Here is a 14,754-nt window from a genome sequence, read left to right on the forward strand (position 1 = left end):
CGGGGCGATTAGGCTGCCCAGGGTGGACGTCGACGCATTCGTGCTGGCCCATCGCGGTACGTGGGACCGCCTCGACCGACTGATCGGGCGGCGCCGGTCGCTGAGCGGCGCGGAAATCGACGAGCTCGTCGAGCTGTATCAGCGGGTGTCCACCCACCTGTCGATGCTGCGCTCGGCGTCGTCGGATTCGATGCTGGTCGGCCGGCTCTCGAGCCTGGTCGCGCGGGCCCGTTCCGCGGTGACCGGCGCCCACGCGCCGCTGAGCAGTACGTTCGCCCGGTTCTGGACGGTGTCGTTCCCGGTCGTCGCGTACCGCACCTGGCGGTGGTGGCTGGCCACGGCGGCGGTGTTCTTCGCGGTGGTCGTGCTCGTCGCGCTGTGGGTCGCCGGCAGTCCCGAGGTGCAGTCAGCGCTCGGAACACCCAGCGACATCGAGCAATTGGTCAATCACGACGTCGAGTCGTACTACAGCGAACATCCCGCCGCCGCGTTCGCGCTGCAGATCTGGGTGAACAATTCCTGGGTTTCCGCCCAATGCATCGCGCTTTCCGTGGTGCTGGGGCTGCCCATTCCCTTCGTGCTGTTTGAAAATGCCGCCAATCTGGGCGTGATCGCCGGCCTGATGTTCCCGGCCGGCAAGGGCGACGTCCTGCTGGGATTGCTTGCCCCCCACGGGTTGTTGGAGCTGACGGCGGTCTTCCTCTCGGGGGCGGCGGGGATGCGATTGGGATGGTCGGTGATCTCGCCCGGAGACCGGCCCCGAGGGCAGGTCCTGGCCGAACAGGGTCGTGCCATCGTCTCGGTGGCCGTGGGCCTGGTGGCCGTGCTCTTGGTTTCCGGGTTGATCGAAGCGCTGGTGACGCCGTCGCCGTTGCCGACCGTCGTACGGGTCGGCATCGGCATCGTCGCCGAGGCGGCGTTCGTGTGCTACATCGTCTATTTCGGCCGCCGCGGGGTCAAAGCCGGGGAAAGCGGCGACATCGAGGACGCGCCGGACGTGGTCCCCACCGGCTGAGTTTCGCGAGACTGCAACTACCGACGGCCTTACTCGGGAAATGCGTCGGTGGTTACAGCTTCGCGGCGCCAAAGCTACAGGCGCCCGGTCGCTTTCATCGCCAGGTAGTGGTCGGCGAGGGCGGGTGCCAGCTCGGCGGGTGGGGCGTCGACGACCTCCACGCCGGTGCGGCGCAGCCGCGTGGCCATGGCGCCGCGGTCGTTGCGGGAGCGCTCGGCCGCGGCGGCGTCGTACACCGCCGCGGCATCGGAGCGGCCGGCGGCCATCTGGTCGACCCGCGGGTCGGAGACCGCGGCCAGCAGCAGGTGATGCTTGGCCGACAGCTGCGGCAGCACGGGCAGCAGGCCCTCGTCGAGGGCGGCCGGATTGAGGTCCGTCAGCAGCACCACCAGTGAGCGCCGACGGGCCCGCAGTGCGATGGCGGAAGCCATTGCCCGCCAATCGGATTCGACGAGCGTCGGCTGCAGGGGGGCCATCGCGTCGACGAGCTGGGCAAGCAGTTCGGTGCGCGAGGCGCCGAAGACGCCGGCCCGGCGCACCCGGTCGTGGGCGAGGAAGTCGACGTTGTCCCCCGCCCGCGACGCGAGCGCGGCCAACAGCAGCGCGGCATCCATCGACCAATCCAGCCGCGGCCAGCCCGCGGGATCGGAGGCGGTCGGGTCGACGCCGACCCGGCCCGCCGCCGTGCGGCCCGTGTCGAGCACGATCACCACGCGCCGGTCGCGTTCGGGGCGCCACGTGCGCACCACCACGTCGGCGCGGCGCGCGGTGGCGCGCCAATCGATCGAGCGCACGTCGTCACCGACGACATACTCTCGCAGCGAATCGAATTCGGTTCCCTGCCCGCGCACCAGGGTGGGTAGCAGGCCGTCGATCTCGCGCAGCCTGGCGAGCCGCGACGGCAGATGCTTGCGCGACAGGAATGGCGGCAGCACCCGCAGCTGGCCGGGCACCGATTGCGAACCTTGCCGCCCCGCCAGGCCCAGCGGTCCGATCGATCGCGCGGTGATCACAGTGGCGCGCTGATCGCCGCGGCGCACCGGTTCGAGCAGGGTCTGGACGTGCTGATCACCCCCGGCGGGGATGTCCACCGGGTGGGTGCGCGGGTGCGCGCGGGCGCTGGGCGGCCAGGCGTCGCGGACCTGGCCGCGAAACCGCCGCCGGCCGTCGTTGTGGATCACCAGCTCACACTCCACCTGCTGCCCCAGCCGGGCGGAGCGATCCGGGGAGCGCACGTAGCGCAGGCCGCCGGTGCGGGCCGCCAAGGCGACGTCGACGGCCACGGCGGCGGCCAGCGCCACCAGCAGGGCCACGAAAGCCGTTGCCGGCCAAGGCGACACCGCGATGGGCAGGACGCAGATCAGCGCGACCAGCCCGGTGCGTCCGGTCAGGATCACTAGCGGGGCACCGGAACCGACGCCAGAATCCCGTCGAGCACGCCGTCGGGCGTGGCCCCCTCGAGCTCGGCCTCGGGTCGCAGCATCACCCGGTGCCGCAGCGTCGGGCGGGCCATGGCCTTCACGTCGTCGGGGGTGACGTAGTTGCGGCCCGACAGCCAGGACCAGGAGCGCGCGGTGGCCAACAGGGCGGTCGCCCCGCGGGGGGACACGCCCAGCTGCAGCGCGGGGGAGGAGCGGGTGGCCCCGACGATGTCGACGATGTAGCCCAGTACCTCGTCGGCGACCAGCACGTGTCGCACGGCGTCGCGGCCGGCGGCCAGGTCGGCCGGCCCGGCCACCGGCTTGATCGCCGACAGGTCGCGGGGGTCGAAGCCGTGGGCGTGCCGGTGCAGGATGGCGACTTCGGCGTCACGCGGGGGCAGCGCCACATTCAGTTTGAGGAGAAAGCGATCCAGCTGGGCCTCGGGCAGCTGATAGGTGCCCTCGTACTCGACCGGATTCTGGGTCGCGGCAACGATGAAGGGGTCCGGCAGCGGCTGCGGTTCGCCCTCGACGCTGACCTGGCGCTCCTCCATCGCCTCGAGCAGGGCGGCCTGCGTCTTGGGCGGGGTGCGGTTGATCTCGTCGGCCAGCAGCAGGTTGGTGAACACCGGGCCGGGCCGAAAGACGAACGCGGCGGTGCGCGCGTCGTAAACCAGGGACCCCGTCACGTCGCCGGGCATCAAATCGGGGGTGAACTGCACCCGCTTGAACTCCAGCTGCAGCGCCGCGGACAGGGCCCGGACCAGCAGCGTCTTCGCCACTCCCGGAACGCCTTCCAGCAGCACATGCCCGCGGCACAGCAGCGCGATCACCAGGCCGCTGACCACGCCCTCCTGCCCGACGACGGCCTTGGCGAGCTCGGCGCGCAACGCCAGCAGCGCCTCACGTGCCGATTCAGTGGTGGGGGACTCCGCGGTGGTGGGTTGTGTCACGGGTGTGCGACCTGCCTTTCGATTTCGTCGAGCGCACGGGCAAGTTGTAACAGGTCGTTGTCGGTCGTCGGAGGCGGACCGAACAGATGGTAGGAGACGTATCCCGGATCGGACCCGATGCGCTGGGCCACGGTGGACACCACCGCCGCCGGTGCGGCGCCGGCGCCCAGCCCGAGTCGCGGCAGCAGCCGCTGCAGCGTGGCCGTGCGCAGCGCCGCGGCGGCGCGATCGCGTGCCCGCCGGGACCGATACAGCCGGCCGCGCCCCTCGACGGTCTCCGAGGCGCGCACCACCACGGGCAGCTCCTCGGCCACCAGCGGGCCGGGCCGGCGGCCCTTCCACGCGGCGACCAGCAGCACCACCAGCGCCAGTTGCCACACGATCCAGATCACGCTGGGCGGAATCAGGTCGAAAAGCGATGCCTTGGCGGAGGATTCACCCTCGACGCGATGGGGCGCGTACCACACGAGGCGGGGCCGGTCCCCGGCGAGGTTCATCGCCAGCGCGGCGTTGCCCGCTTGCAACAGGCTGCCGTTGGTCATGAACTCGGTGCTGCCGACCGCGGTGACGACCCGCCCGCCATCCCGGAAGCGGATCAGCGCGCCGCCGTAGCAGCGGGTCATCGCCCGGCCGTCCTTGGCCTTGTAGGTGTTGGTCGGCCCGAACCGGACAGAACCGGACCGAACGGCCTCGCGCAGAGTGCAATTCGGGCCGCTGTCAAAGCCGCTGGCGCCCGATACATCCACGTCCGGCAGCAGCGCCTCGCGGGCCCGCGTCGTCGGCTCCACCAGCAGCAGATCCGAGGGGATCTTCGCCAGCCGGTCGGCCACGGTGTCGGTCAGGTATTGGCTCTGTGCCACCAGGATCAGCGCGTCCGGGCGCGCGGCGTGTTCGACGTCGGCGATGGTGTCGGCGACCACGACGTCGACGCCGGCGTTGCGCAGCAACTCCACCAGCGCGTGCGCGCCGTCCGGGCCGCTCGACGCCGGGTCCATCCGCGCGCCGGGGCGCGGCGCGCTCAGGTAGGCGTCGACCCCCGCGATGACGGCGAGCACCAGCAGGAGGACGACCACCCAGCGCCAGGACCGCCGGCGCCGGGGCGCGGTTCCGGGGCGGTCCTCGGTGATCGTCGCCATCACCGCACCTGGGCCCACGACTCGGGGACGGCGGGCCGGCCGGCCTCCGCCGGGACGCCCGACCAGCGCGACCGCAGGTGGTCGTCGAGGTCGGCGATCATCCGGTAGGCGGCCTGGGTGCCGGTCTGCTCGCCGTAGGTGACGTCGTTGAAAGCCGTTGCCGCTTCGGATAATTCGCCAGCCAGATGGGGCAACGCGGTGCCGGCGTCGCGAGCCAGCTCGTTGGCCGTGCGGCCGGGGGCCGCCGCCAGCACACCGGTCTCCTCGAGCTGGCGGGCGACGGCGCGCAGCCGGTGGCGTATCGCCGCCGCCCAATCGCCCTCGGCCGCGTAGCTTTCGGCCGTCGCGCGATGCTGGGCGGCCGTCAGCTGGGCGGCTTCGAACAGCAGATGGTCGCCGCCACGGCGGGCGCGCATGGTGCGCCGCGCGATGTGGACGGCAACCAGCACCGCGATGGCCAGCAGGATCAAAAGCACTGCCGCCGTGAACCATCCGCCCGGCACCGTGGAGGTCTTCTGCAGCATCCGGTAGATCAGGTCGTTGAGCCAGTGGAGGAATTGGTCGGCCGCCGACCCCTTGGAATAGATCGGCTTGTTGAGTTCGTCCTGCGCGGCACGGTGCGCGGCATCGCGGTCGATGTCGATGGAAGGCATGCTCAGCTAGTCCTCGCTCAGCCGTTACAGCGGCCGCGTGAGCCAGAGGTGGTCGGTGGACGCGGCCGCGTAGGGCCCGTGGGCGGCTCCGGTCTGTAATACCAGGTCGAACGCCTCGGCGCGCATCCGGCGGTCGGTGTAGAGCAGGACGATGACTCCGGCGTTGAACGGCGCGGTGATGATCTCGCCGATCGCCGCCCCGACGGAGAGGACGGCGGTGCTGATCAGGAAAGCCGTGCCGGACGAGGTGATCTGGAGAAACTGGCCGGCGATGCTGAACGGCACCGCGACGGCGTTGGCGACGATGGAGGCCACCAGGAAGGTGAGGGTACGGATGCCCAGCACCCGCCAGAAGCCGTTGCGGATCAGCCTGAACGATCGGGCGATCGCGTCGAGCACCGGCAGCCGCTCCAGCACGATCAGCACCGGGGCGAACAGCGCCGCGGTGTACAGGTACACCAGCGCCGCGACGACGACCAGCACCAGAGGGATGCCGAGCACCACGGCCGCCGCGGCGCTACCGATCGCCGCCAGCACCCCGATGATCACCGCGACCAGCCCGGCCAGGGCCGCGACCACGACGGCCTCCAGCAGGGCCAGGCCGAGCAGGGCGTGCAGCCGCCCACGGATCTTGGCCCAGGTTTCACCGATGGTGATCGGCGACCCGAACACCGCCCGCCCGACGATGACGGTGAGCATTCCGGACAGCAGCATGCCGCCCAGCCAGCCGACCAGGAGGCCGGCGCCCACCGACGCCGTAAAGGCGCCCAGGACGCCCGCGGTCAGGCCGTCGGATTCGTCGGTGGTGAATCGGTCGTGGGCGGCCAACGGTCCGAAGAAGGCGGCCTTGGTGATGATCTGCATGATCACCACGACGATCGCGGTCAGGCCCAATGTCGCTTTCGGATTGGCGCGGATGTAGCCGACCGCGCCGTTGAAGATGTCGCCGAGGGTCAGCGGCCGCAGCGGGATGATGCCGGGTTTGACCGTTCCGTAGCCCGGCGGCGGGCCGAAGGTGGGTGGGGACCCGTAGCCCGGCGGCGGTCCGTAGCCGGGCGGGGGTGGATAACCCGGCGGGGGCGCGTAGCCCGGTGGGGGGCCGTACGTCGGGGGCGGCCCGTACGCCGGGGGCGGGCCATAGTGGGGTGGTGGGCCGTATGCCGGCGGCGGGCCAACCGGATAACCAGGCGGCGGCGCGCTCACCGAACCCCGAGGCCTTGCAAACTAGCTCTGCAGCCGGGCGCGTCGTTCGTCATGGGCTCCATCCTGTCGGCGGCCGTGGCATTTCACAATGTTCACCGGCGTTCACCCGCGTTCATACGTGTGGAACCGCGTTGTCCCCCCGCGCCCGCGCGTAGCGTCTCACACATGGCGGAACTCAAATCCCGGCTCCGGACGGACCTGACCGCGGCGATGAAGGCCCAGGACAAGCTGCGAACGGCCACCCTGCGCATGCTGCTGGCCGCGATCCAAACCGAGGAAGTGTCCGGTAAGCAGGCCAAAGACCTCACCGATGAGGAGGTCATCAGGGTGCTGGCCAAGGAATCCCGCAAACGCGGCGAATCGGCGGAGATCTATACCCAGAACGGGCGCGGGGATCTCGCCGCCAACGAGCACGCCGAGGCGCGGATCATCGACGAGTACCTGCCCACCCCGCTCACCGAGGCGGAGGTGGCCGACGTTGTCGACACGGCGATCGCGCAGGTGGCCGAGGAAATCGGCGAGCGTCCGGGCATGAAACAGATGGGCATGGTGATGAAGGCCGCCAGCGCGATCGCGGCCGGCAAGGCCGACGGCGCCCGCTTGTCGGCCGCCGTCAAAGAGCGCCTGTAGCCCGACCGGTTCGGTGGTGTCGTTTGTCCTCGGGGCAGCCGGGTACCCAATTGCGCATGACCAATTTTGGCTACACTTTGATGACCGAACAGAGTGGACCCAAAGAGCTTGTCCAGTACGCCATTTCGGCCGAAGAGCGCGGTTTCGACTTCCACGTCTGCAGCGACCACTTTTCACCGTGGCTCACCTCGCAAGGACACGCGCCCAACGCCTGGGCGGTGCTGGGTGCGGTGGCACAGGCCACCGAACGGGTGGACCTCTACACCTACGTGACGTGCCCGACGATGCGGTATCACCCGGCCATCGTCGCCCAGCAGGCCGCCACCGTGCAGATCCTGTCCGACGGCCGGTTCACCCTGGGGTTGGGCAGCGGCGAGAACCTCAACGAGCACGTCGTCGGCAAGGGCTGGCCGGTTGTGACCCGTCGGCAAGACATGCTGCGTGAGGCCATCAAGATCATCCGGGAACTGTTCGGCGGGCAGCTGGTGGACTTCACCGGCGAGTATTTCCAGGTCGACTCCGCGCGGTTGTGGGACGTGCCCGACATCCCGGTCGGCATCGGGGTGGCCATCGGTGGCACCAAGGCGATCGACAAGTTCGCCAAGCTGGCCGACCATCTGATCGCCACCGAGCCCAAGGCCGATCTCGTCGACGGTTGGCACGGCGCGCGTCAGGCCGCCAACCTCGCCGGCGGCGGGCGGGTGATCGGCCAGATACCGGTCTGCTGGGACCCCGATCGCGACACCGCCGTCAAGCGCGCGCACGACCAGTTCCGCTGGTTTGCCGGCGGCTGGAAGGTGAACGCCGACCTGCCGACCCCGGCCGGCTTCGCGGGCGCCACCCAATTCGTGCGCCCCGAAGACGTCGCCGAGACCATTCCGTGCGGACCCGATCTGGACGCGATCGTCGAGGGCGTGCGGCCCTACTGGGAGGCCGGATTCACCGATATCGCGCTCATCCAGATCGGCGGGGAAACCCAGGAGCGATTCCTCAAAGAGGCCGCCGAGCCGTTGCTCGCCGCGCTGCGCGAGGCAGCAAACTGATCAGCGGGGAGCGACGATGAGCGACCAATCAGGCGACACCACAGCCACATTGGTCAAGGCGCTCGGCGGTGCCAGCTTCGTCCTGGGCATCAGCGAACTACTGGCCCCGGGGAAGGTCGCCGCGATCGCGGGCGTGAACGACACCACCCGATCGCGACGGGTGATCCGCGCGCTCGGGCTGCGCGAATGCGGTCACGGCGCGGCGCTGCTGGCGGGTCCCGACAAACTGGTGTGGACGCGCGTGGCCGGGGATGTCCTGGATATGGCCCTGCTGGTCGCGGGTGTGGCCGCCCGCGGTCCCGGGCGACGGCGGCGGGGCACCATCTGTGCCGCCGCCCTTTCCGGGATCGCCGGCCTGGACCTCTACACGGCGATGCGAACCCTTTGATCCGACGGGAATCGTTGATCGCAGGAAGGAAGACGGCGATGTCAAACGAATTGCAAGGAAAGAAAATAGCGTTTCTGGCGGCCGACGGCGTGGAAAAGGTTGAGCTCGAACAGCCACGCGCGGCGCTGCACGACGCCGGCGCGCAAATCGAGGTGCTGTCGCTCGAGGACGGCGAAATCCAGGCGCGCAACCACGATCTCGAGCCGGCCGGGACCTTCGCCGTCGACCGGAAAGTGTCGGAGGCGTCGGTGGACGAATACGACGGCCTGGTGCTTCCGGGTGGCACCGTGAACCCGGACAAGCTGCGCATGGACGACGACGCCGTTTCGTTCGTCCGTGATTTCGTCAGATCGGGGAAGCCGGTGGCCGCGATCTGTCATGGACCGTGGACGCTGGTGGAAGCCGGTGTGGCGGTGGGCCGGACGTTGACGTCCTACGCGAGCATCCGCACCGATCTTCGCAACGCGGGCGCCCGCGTGGTAGACGAAGAGGTCGTCGTCGACGGCAATTTGATCTCGAGCCGATCGCCCTCGGACCTCCCGGCCTTCTGCGCGGCGATCCTCGAGCAGTTCGCCCACGCGACGGCGCGTTAGCGGTGGTGACTTTTCGGCCGGTCGGTTTGAATGCGCGGGTTTGCGGGCATTATCCCGCCAAGCCGTGATCAGCGGCGATCCTTGTAGGGTTCTCGAAAGGCCAATAGTGACGACCACGTATCCCGAGCCCGCCGTCTTGCCCGCCCACAACGTGTATCAGCCGCAAGAGGATTCCAGACTGCTGGTCGACGTGATGCACGACACCGGTCTGATCCCGGGGCGGCATGTCCTTGATTTGTGCACCGGCAGTGGCTTCGTCGCGATCGCGGCCGCGGGCATGGGCTGCGCCGATGCGACGGCCTTCGACATCTGCCCGCAGGCAGTGCGCTGCGCCCGGGAAAACGCCGCGGTTGCCGGTGTCGACGTCGACGTTCGCGAGGGGTCGTGGATCGCGGCAGTGGAGTGCGCGCCGTTCGACGTGGTGGTGTCGAACCCGCCCTACGTGCCGACTCCCCCCGGTGCTGAGCTGGAAGCGATCTACCCGGTCGCCGGACCGTCGTGGGCCTGGGATGCCGGCCAAGACGGCCGCCAGATACTCGACCCCCTGTGCGAGTCGGCACCGAAGTTGTTGCGCGACGGGGGATCCCTGCTGCTGGTGCACTCGGCGCTGGCCGGTGTCCAACAGTCGCTGGATTCCCTCAAGTGGGCCGGCATGGAGGCGGAAGTGATTGCCTCGAAATGGATTCCGTTCGGTCCGGTGATGACATCCCGGGCGACTTGGCTGGAAGATGTCGGCCTGATACCACGCGGGCGCCGGGAAGAGGAACTGATCGTGATCCGGGCTGAAAAGCGATGAGTCCCACCCGGGTTCAGGTGGTTCCCAACGGGCCGGTGCTGGTGTCGGGTCCGGTGCGCATCGAGATGCCCGGCGGCGAAGTCGTCGAGTCCGACCGTTTCATGGTGGCGATCTGTACCTGCCGGCGCAGCGGCAGGTACCCGTTGTGCGACACCAGCCACCGCAGGTGCCGGCGACTCAACAAGACGACCACTACTACGGCAGCGGCCGCCGCAACGACGTCTGATCCTGCTTCCACGACGCCATAATCGTTTCCGCCAAGCGGTTTTCGACCGCGGCGTGTGCGCGGATCCCGAAAATGATGTCCCGCTCGAGCTGCGGCTCCCTCGCGACGAGATCGCCGACCACATCGCCGCGCACCACGTGTTCGTGTACCGCGTCGGCCTCGACGTGCTCGCTGTAGAAGGCGATGCAGGCCGCCGGCGCCCGTAAGCGCTCCAAGGCCCGAACCATCCGTTGGGATCCCGGCGGCGAAGTGATCTCGGTCGAGGCGAAGTGCCCGATCGCGGCGCCGCGCAACGAGCGGTGCAGCCCGAACAGCGACATGAGGTTGACCGCCGCCAGCGATTCGGCGGGAACCGCGTCGACGTAACCCCAATATGTCGCGTCGAGCCCGGCCGCGGCCAGCAGATCGGCGAACAGCTGCTGGTGCAGTCGCGGGCCCTGCCCGGCGCCGTACTCGTCGAACTCCACCGCCACGAAGGCCGCTTTGGCGGTGCCGATCAGGCGCGGAATGGCCCACGCGTGCGGATCGCCCTCCTTGAGGTGATACACCGAGCGGTGCACGAAATATTCGCGCATCTGCTGCCACGTTCCGGTGTCACGCAGGTAATACGACGGGCCGGTGCCGTCGACGGGCTCGACCGAAATCGCTTCCATTTCGGCCGCCGCCGTCTGATCGGGTTCGATGGGATCGACGTCGCGGCGCACACCGGCCAAAAACACGCGCTCCAATTCGGCCCGCAGCGCCAGCAGCGCCGGATTCCACTCCCATTCGGGGTCGACGCCGGCAAAGCCGCGGTAGTGCAGCTCGTAGCACACGGACAGCGCCAGCTGCAGATCCAGACCGTAGGGGTCCGAATCGCGCACAGATGCGCCGATGCGTGCGAAATGGTCAACCGACGGCGGGCCCGTCAGGGCGCAACGAACGGCCGTCGACAGCGGCCCGTGCGCCTCCGGCAGGACGGGTTCAGTCATGGTCGATGCGAGGGTCACGCCGGTGACTACCCGTATCCGGGGCCCGGCAAACGGCGCCGCAACACTTTTCGATGCCCACTACTCGGATGCTGCCGGCAATCGGAACGTGATATCGGCGGTGGTGCCGGTGGCCGCGGTCTCGAGTTCCATCGCATGGCTGAGCGCCCTGATCAGCGGCAAGCCGCGCCCACCGTTGACCGGGTTGGCGGCCGGCGTCTTCCACGACCCGTAATCGGTGATGCGGGTGTGCACTTCGCCGTCGCCAAGGCTGGCCTCGACCACCATGGCCCCGGCGACGAATCCCCGGTAGGCGTGCTCGACGCAATTGGTGCAGGCTTCGTTGACCACCAGCACGATGTCGGCGGCCAGCTCATCCGTGATGTGGGCGGCGCGCAGCCAGTCCGCGAGACGGTGCCTGATACGAACCAATTGGTCTGCGGTGGCGTCACTTTCGATGCGCAGCGGGGTCTGATGGTGGCGGTAGATCACCATCGCCACATCGTCGTCATAGCCGCCCTCCGGCGCCAGTTCACGAAGCATCTCATCGGCGACGGTGTCCAACGGCAATGACTTCGTCCGCGCCAGAAAGTCTGCCGCGCGGGCGATTCCGTCGTCGATCGACTCGTGTTTGCGTTCCACCAGCCCGTCGGTGAACAACATGAGGGTCGAGCCGGGCGGCAGCACCTGGGTGGTCTGCGGTCGCGGCGCATCGCGGCGGACCGCGAGCGGCACCGAAGCGGCGTCGGTCAACAGGGTCGTCGTACCGGGCTCGGGCCCGGTGAGCACGGCCGGCATGTGGCCGGCGTTGCTGTACTGCAGGACCCCGGTTTCGGTGTCCAGGATCGCGAGAAAGACGGTGGTGCAGTAGGCATTCGGGATGAGCGACGCCGCCGAGTCGAGCTGATCGAGCAGCACCGCGGGCTCGGCGCCGTTGATCAACAGCGCTCGCGCGGAACTGCGCAGCTGCCCCATGATGGCCGCGGCCGGCAGGCCGCGGCCCACGCAGTCGCCGACGACGATGCCGATGCGGTGATCGCCGATGGGCAGCACGTCATACCAGTCACCGCCGATCTCCAGCGGCAGCACCGCGGGCTCGTAGCGCACCGTGAAACCCGGCGGGGGCTTGACGGGCGGCAGCATGGCGCGCTGCAACGTCAGCGACGTCTCGCGGGCATTCTCGAACTGACGGACGTGCTGCATGGCCAGACTGAGATGGCTGATCAGCACGGTGACCAGCAGGCGGTCTTCGCCGCTGACCCAGCGAGGCGTGCGCAGCTCCAGCCACAGCGCCAGGTCCCCGGTGCCGGAGAGCACCGCAACCAATCCCTGAGCCTTGCCGGGATGATCGGGTGACTCAACGGTTTTCGCCGTCAGCGGTAATTGCTGACGCGCGTCGGTGAAGGTGTGACGCAACGTCGGATCCAGTTTGCGCCACGAAGTTGCCGAGGGCTCGCCCGCGGCGTGGACCGTCGGGTCGCCCTCGCCGCTGGGCCACATGACCGCGACCACGCGCTGCACGTCGATCGCCGCGCGGCACTCGTCGAGCGTGATCGACAGCAACTCGTCCACGCTCTTGGCCACCGCCACCGCCGTGGCCAGGCGCAAGACCGCACTCTCCCGCGCCGCAAAAGCGCGCTCCGCGGTGATGTCTCGAACGGTCCCGACGTAGGCGGCGCGGTCGCTGCCGGACTCCTTGACCGCGTTGATGCTCACCTTCACCCAGGCGAGATGCCCGTCGCCGTGGCGGATCGGCGTTTCGTAGTCGGCCCTGCCGTGGTCCAACACCCGGCCGATCTGTTCGGCCGCCGTCTTGGTGTCGACCAGCCACGGGTGCGGCCACCGATAGGGCAAGCCCTCGCTCGGAAACCCGATGATGTCGATGAAGGCGCTGTTCACCTCGATCACGGAGCCCTCGTGGTCGGCGACGAAGAACCCCTCCTGCAGCGAATTCACCAGCGCGTTGCGGAACTTGTCGCGGTCGGCCAGCCCCTCGGCGCGAGCCCGCTGTTCCGCGTAACGCTTGTTGCCGTCGATGAAGCCGCGCATGGCCACGTCGAGCGGAACCATCAACTGCAGCAGGAACTCCAGCGCGATCGGCCCGTCGATGCGCACGTCCTTCGCGATTTCAAAGACCAGGCGGACGTGGTTCTCGACGATTTCCAGCAGGCTGATTTGATCCTGTAGGGCCGTGCGGCCGAGCTCGTATCCGATCGACAGGCTGGCCTCGTCGCGGGTGTCCAGGTAGGCGCGCAACGCGGCGGCGTACTGCGCGTGGAAGCCGGCCGCGGAGACGTTGTCGCTCATGTCGAGGCCCCCCTGTGCCGCGCCGTCAGCACCATCGCGTCGTCGGATTCCTTGGCGTGCTTGCCGAGAATTTCTTCGGCGATGGCGACAGCATGGGCCGAGAAGTCGAGGTGCTCCAGGTAATCTTCCCCGATCCCGTCGGTGCTCATCACGAGCAGATCGCCGGGGCGGATCGAAACCGCCTGTGCCGGACGGATTTCCGGGATCCGGTAGCCGACGATGCCTCCGGTGAGACGGGCACTGGACCGGACCTGGATACCGCTGGGTGCCTTGGCCACCAGATCGGCGGTGACGTTGCCGACCCCCGTCCACTCCAGCGTGTTCGCGGCAAAATCGACTCGCGCCAACGTCATTGCGACCCCCCTGGTCCCGGTGAGCAGCCGGTGGCAAAGCTCGATCAAAACTTCGAGCCGCTCGGAACTGTTGCGCTTGACCGCATCGATCGCGCGCAGTGCAGCTTCCGCGGCAGCCGGCCCGTGGCCGAGGCCGTCCACCAGACCGAACAGCACGGCCTCACCGCCGATGTCGACTGCGATGCCCCGGTCGCCGGAGGTGTACTCGCTGGGCAAGGGCCGGCCCGCCCTCGCCCACTCGATGGGTCCGCAGCGGCCGCTTTCATGCACGGGGAGGGACCCATTTCCACATTTCGATGACGGTTCCCTGGCCGACCGTGGACTCGACGACCAACCGGTCCATCAGGCGGCGCGCGCCCGGCAGCCCCATCCCGAGCCCGCGTCCGGTCGAATATCCGTCTTCCATCGCGCGTTCGATGTCGGCGATGCCGGGCCCCTGGTCCTCGGCGCGCACCACCAATGCCTTGCGGCCCTCCCGGTCGGCCACCCCGACCCGCACGGAGCCACGGCCGGCGTAGCTGGTGATGTTGCGGGCGATTTCCGAGATCGCCGTGGCGATCATCGTGACGTCGGTCAGGGAGAAGCCCAAATCAAGGGCGAGTTCGTGTCCCGCCTTGCGGGCTTCGACGATGTCGTCGGGATTGTCGATGGCGACGACGATATCAGCCGCCACCATCGCGTCCGATCGTCGGTTTCCGCTGTGCCAGTTGGCGATTCAGAAGGGACAGGCCCTCTTCGAGGTCCAGCGCGGTGTTCATGTCGTCGAACGCCAGGCCAAGCTGGACCATCGCGAACGCCACCTCGGGCTGCAGGCCGACGATCACCGTGTCCGCGCCGCGCAGCCGGGTCATGTGCGCGATCGTGCGCAGCGACCGGGCCGCGAAGGAATCCATCACGTCGATGGCGGTGACGTCGACGATGATGCCCTGCGCGCGGAACCGGCTGACGCGCTCCATGAGGTCGTAGCGCAGCCGTTCGGCGTCGGAGTCCGAGAGCGCGGCCTGCACCGAGGCGATGAGGATCGAACCCTGTTTCAGGATCGGTACTGGCATGCGGCGCTCGCGTTCCT

General features: G+C 69.0%; 17 protein-coding genes. 7 read left to right on the plus strand and 10 right to left on the minus strand.

Annotated features, from left to right (window positions below; all coding sequences use genetic code 11):
* The first annotated feature begins 22 nt into the window (after positions 1–22).
* Positions 23–1,015, plus strand: a complete 993-nt coding sequence (locus tag JF781_RS07185) for a stage II sporulation protein M (RefSeq protein ID WP_225326133.1) — start codon at positions 23–25, stop codon at positions 1,013–1,015.
* Between the two features lie 74 nt (positions 1,016–1,089).
* Here the strand turns inward: JF781_RS07185 and JF781_RS07190 are convergent, their stop codons facing one another.
* Genes JF781_RS07190 through JF781_RS07210 form a run of 5 tightly spaced genes read right to left on the minus strand, consistent with a single transcriptional unit; the run spans position 1,090 to position 6,381 of the window.
* On the minus strand, positions 1,090–2,412 hold the full coding sequence (locus JF781_RS07190) for a DUF58 domain-containing protein (RefSeq protein ID WP_225326134.1): 1,323 nt from the start codon (positions 2,410–2,412) through the stop codon (positions 1,090–1,092).
* Positions 2,412–3,389 carry a MoxR family ATPase gene (locus JF781_RS07195; RefSeq protein ID WP_225326135.1) on the minus strand — a complete coding sequence of 326 codons (978 nt, stop codon included), beginning with the start codon at positions 3,387–3,389 and terminating at the stop codon, positions 2,412–2,414. Before JF781_RS07195 ends, JF781_RS07190 begins: the two co-directional genes overlap by 1 nt.
* On the minus strand, positions 3,386–4,525 hold the full coding sequence (locus tag JF781_RS07200) for a DUF4350 domain-containing protein (protein WP_225326136.1): 1,140 nt from the start codon (positions 4,523–4,525) through the stop codon (positions 3,386–3,388). Before JF781_RS07200 ends, JF781_RS07195 begins: the two co-directional genes overlap by 4 nt.
* Entirely contained in the window at positions 4,525–5,178 is a 654-nt protein-coding gene (locus JF781_RS07205; protein WP_225326137.1) for a DUF4129 domain-containing protein, read from the minus strand. Before JF781_RS07205 ends, JF781_RS07200 begins: the two co-directional genes overlap by 1 nt.
* A gap of 24 nt (positions 5,179–5,202) precedes the next feature.
* Entirely contained in the window at positions 5,203–6,381 is a 1,179-nt protein-coding gene (locus tag JF781_RS07210; RefSeq protein WP_225326138.1) for a hypothetical protein, read from the minus strand.
* Between the two features lie 165 nt (positions 6,382–6,546).
* On the opposite strand from JF781_RS07210, the gene JF781_RS07215 reads away from it, so the two are divergent.
* The 6 genes from JF781_RS07215 to JF781_RS07240 all read left to right on the plus strand — a co-directional run bounded on the left by JF781_RS07215 (position 6,547) and on the right by JF781_RS07240 (position 10,079).
* Positions 6,547–7,011, plus strand: coding sequence for a GatB/YqeY domain-containing protein (locus JF781_RS07215; RefSeq protein WP_225326139.1), 465 nt, complete (start codon positions 6,547–6,549; stop codon positions 7,009–7,011).
* A 56-nt stretch (positions 7,012–7,067) separates the two neighbouring features.
* On the plus strand, positions 7,068–8,054 hold the full coding sequence (locus tag JF781_RS07220) for an LLM class F420-dependent oxidoreductase (protein ID WP_225326140.1): 987 nt from the start codon (positions 7,068–7,070) through the stop codon (positions 8,052–8,054).
* 16 nt (positions 8,055–8,070) lie between these two features.
* On the plus strand, positions 8,071–8,442 hold the full coding sequence (locus JF781_RS07225) for a malate dehydrogenase (protein WP_225326141.1): 372 nt from the start codon (positions 8,071–8,073) through the stop codon (positions 8,440–8,442).
* Positions 8,443–8,480: 38 nt separating this feature from the next.
* Positions 8,481–9,035: a type 1 glutamine amidotransferase domain-containing protein gene (locus JF781_RS07230; RefSeq protein WP_225326142.1), complete on the plus strand. Its 555-nt coding sequence runs from the start codon at positions 8,481–8,483 to the stop codon at positions 9,033–9,035.
* A gap of 106 nt (positions 9,036–9,141) precedes the next feature.
* Positions 9,142–9,831: a HemK2/MTQ2 family protein methyltransferase gene (locus JF781_RS07235; protein ID WP_225326143.1), complete on the plus strand. Its 690-nt coding sequence runs from the start codon at positions 9,142–9,144 to the stop codon at positions 9,829–9,831.
* Positions 9,828–10,079, plus strand: coding sequence for a CDGSH iron-sulfur domain-containing protein (locus tag JF781_RS07240; protein ID WP_225326144.1), 252 nt, complete (start codon positions 9,828–9,830; stop codon positions 10,077–10,079). The genes JF781_RS07235 and JF781_RS07240 overlap by 4 nt, the downstream gene beginning before the upstream one ends.
* Here JF781_RS07240 and JF781_RS07245 read toward each other — a convergent pair.
* The 5 genes from JF781_RS07245 to JF781_RS07265 form a co-directional block, all read right to left on the minus strand.
* The gene (locus tag JF781_RS07245) at positions 10,027–11,028 is read right to left on the minus strand and encodes an iron-containing redox enzyme family protein (protein WP_225326145.1); all 1,002 of its coding nucleotides are present in this window, start codon (positions 11,026–11,028) and stop codon (positions 10,027–10,029) included. The two genes, JF781_RS07240 and JF781_RS07245, sit on opposite strands and share 53 nt — an antisense overlap.
* A gap of 78 nt (positions 11,029–11,106) precedes the next feature.
* Positions 11,107–13,332 carry a SpoIIE family protein phosphatase gene (locus JF781_RS07250; protein ID WP_225326146.1) on the minus strand — a complete coding sequence of 742 codons (2,226 nt, stop codon included), beginning with the start codon at positions 13,330–13,332 and terminating at the stop codon, positions 11,107–11,109.
* A complete protein-coding gene (locus tag JF781_RS07255) occupies positions 13,329–13,901 on the minus strand; it encodes a SpoIIE family protein phosphatase (protein ID WP_225326147.1) in 573 nt (190 codons plus the stop codon). The genes JF781_RS07250 and JF781_RS07255 overlap by 4 nt, the downstream gene beginning before the upstream one ends.
* Before the next feature lie 46 nt (positions 13,902–13,947).
* On the minus strand, positions 13,948–14,358 hold the full coding sequence (locus tag JF781_RS07260) for an anti-sigma regulatory factor (protein WP_225326315.1): 411 nt from the start codon (positions 14,356–14,358) through the stop codon (positions 13,948–13,950).
* Positions 14,348–14,737, minus strand: a complete 390-nt coding sequence (locus JF781_RS07265; RefSeq protein WP_008263312.1) for an STAS domain-containing protein — start codon at positions 14,735–14,737, stop codon at positions 14,348–14,350. The genes JF781_RS07260 and JF781_RS07265 overlap by 11 nt, the downstream gene beginning before the upstream one ends.
* Positions 14,738–14,754 lie beyond the last annotated feature (17 nt).

The organism is Mycobacterium sp. WUMAC-067 (genome assembly GCF_020217485.1).
Classification (GTDB): Bacteria; Actinomycetota; Actinomycetes; order Mycobacteriales; family Mycobacteriaceae; genus Mycobacterium.

Coding starts and splice junctions, on each gene's coding strand:
- JF781_RS07200 (WP_225326136.1), bottom strand. CDS start 4,525: ATGGCGACGATCACCGAGGACCGCCCCGGAACCGCGCCCCGGCGCCGG.
- JF781_RS07205 (WP_225326137.1), bottom strand. CDS start 5,178: ATGCCTTCCATCGACATCGACCGCGATGCCGCGCACCGTGCCGCGCAG.
- JF781_RS07215 (WP_225326139.1), top strand. CDS start 6,547: ATGGCGGAACTCAAATCCCGGCTCCGGACGGACCTGACCGCGGCGATG.
- JF781_RS07220 (WP_225326140.1), top strand. CDS start 7,068: ATGACCAATTTTGGCTACACTTTGATGACCGAACAGAGTGGACCCAAA.
- JF781_RS07225 (WP_225326141.1), top strand. CDS start 8,071: ATGAGCGACCAATCAGGCGACACCACAGCCACATTGGTCAAGGCGCTC.
- JF781_RS07230 (WP_225326142.1), top strand. CDS start 8,481: ATGTCAAACGAATTGCAAGGAAAGAAAATAGCGTTTCTGGCGGCCGAC.
- JF781_RS07240 (WP_225326144.1), top strand. CDS start 9,828: ATGAGTCCCACCCGGGTTCAGGTGGTTCCCAACGGGCCGGTGCTGGTG.
- JF781_RS07245 (WP_225326145.1), bottom strand. CDS start 11,028: ATGACTGAACCCGTCCTGCCGGAGGCGCACGGGCCGCTGTCGACGGCC.
- JF781_RS07250 (WP_225326146.1), bottom strand. CDS start 13,332: ATGAGCGACAACGTCTCCGCGGCCGGCTTCCACGCGCAGTACGCCGCC.
- JF781_RS07265 (WP_008263312.1), bottom strand. CDS start 14,737: ATGCCAGTACCGATCCTGAAACAGGGTTCGATCCTCATCGCCTCGGTG.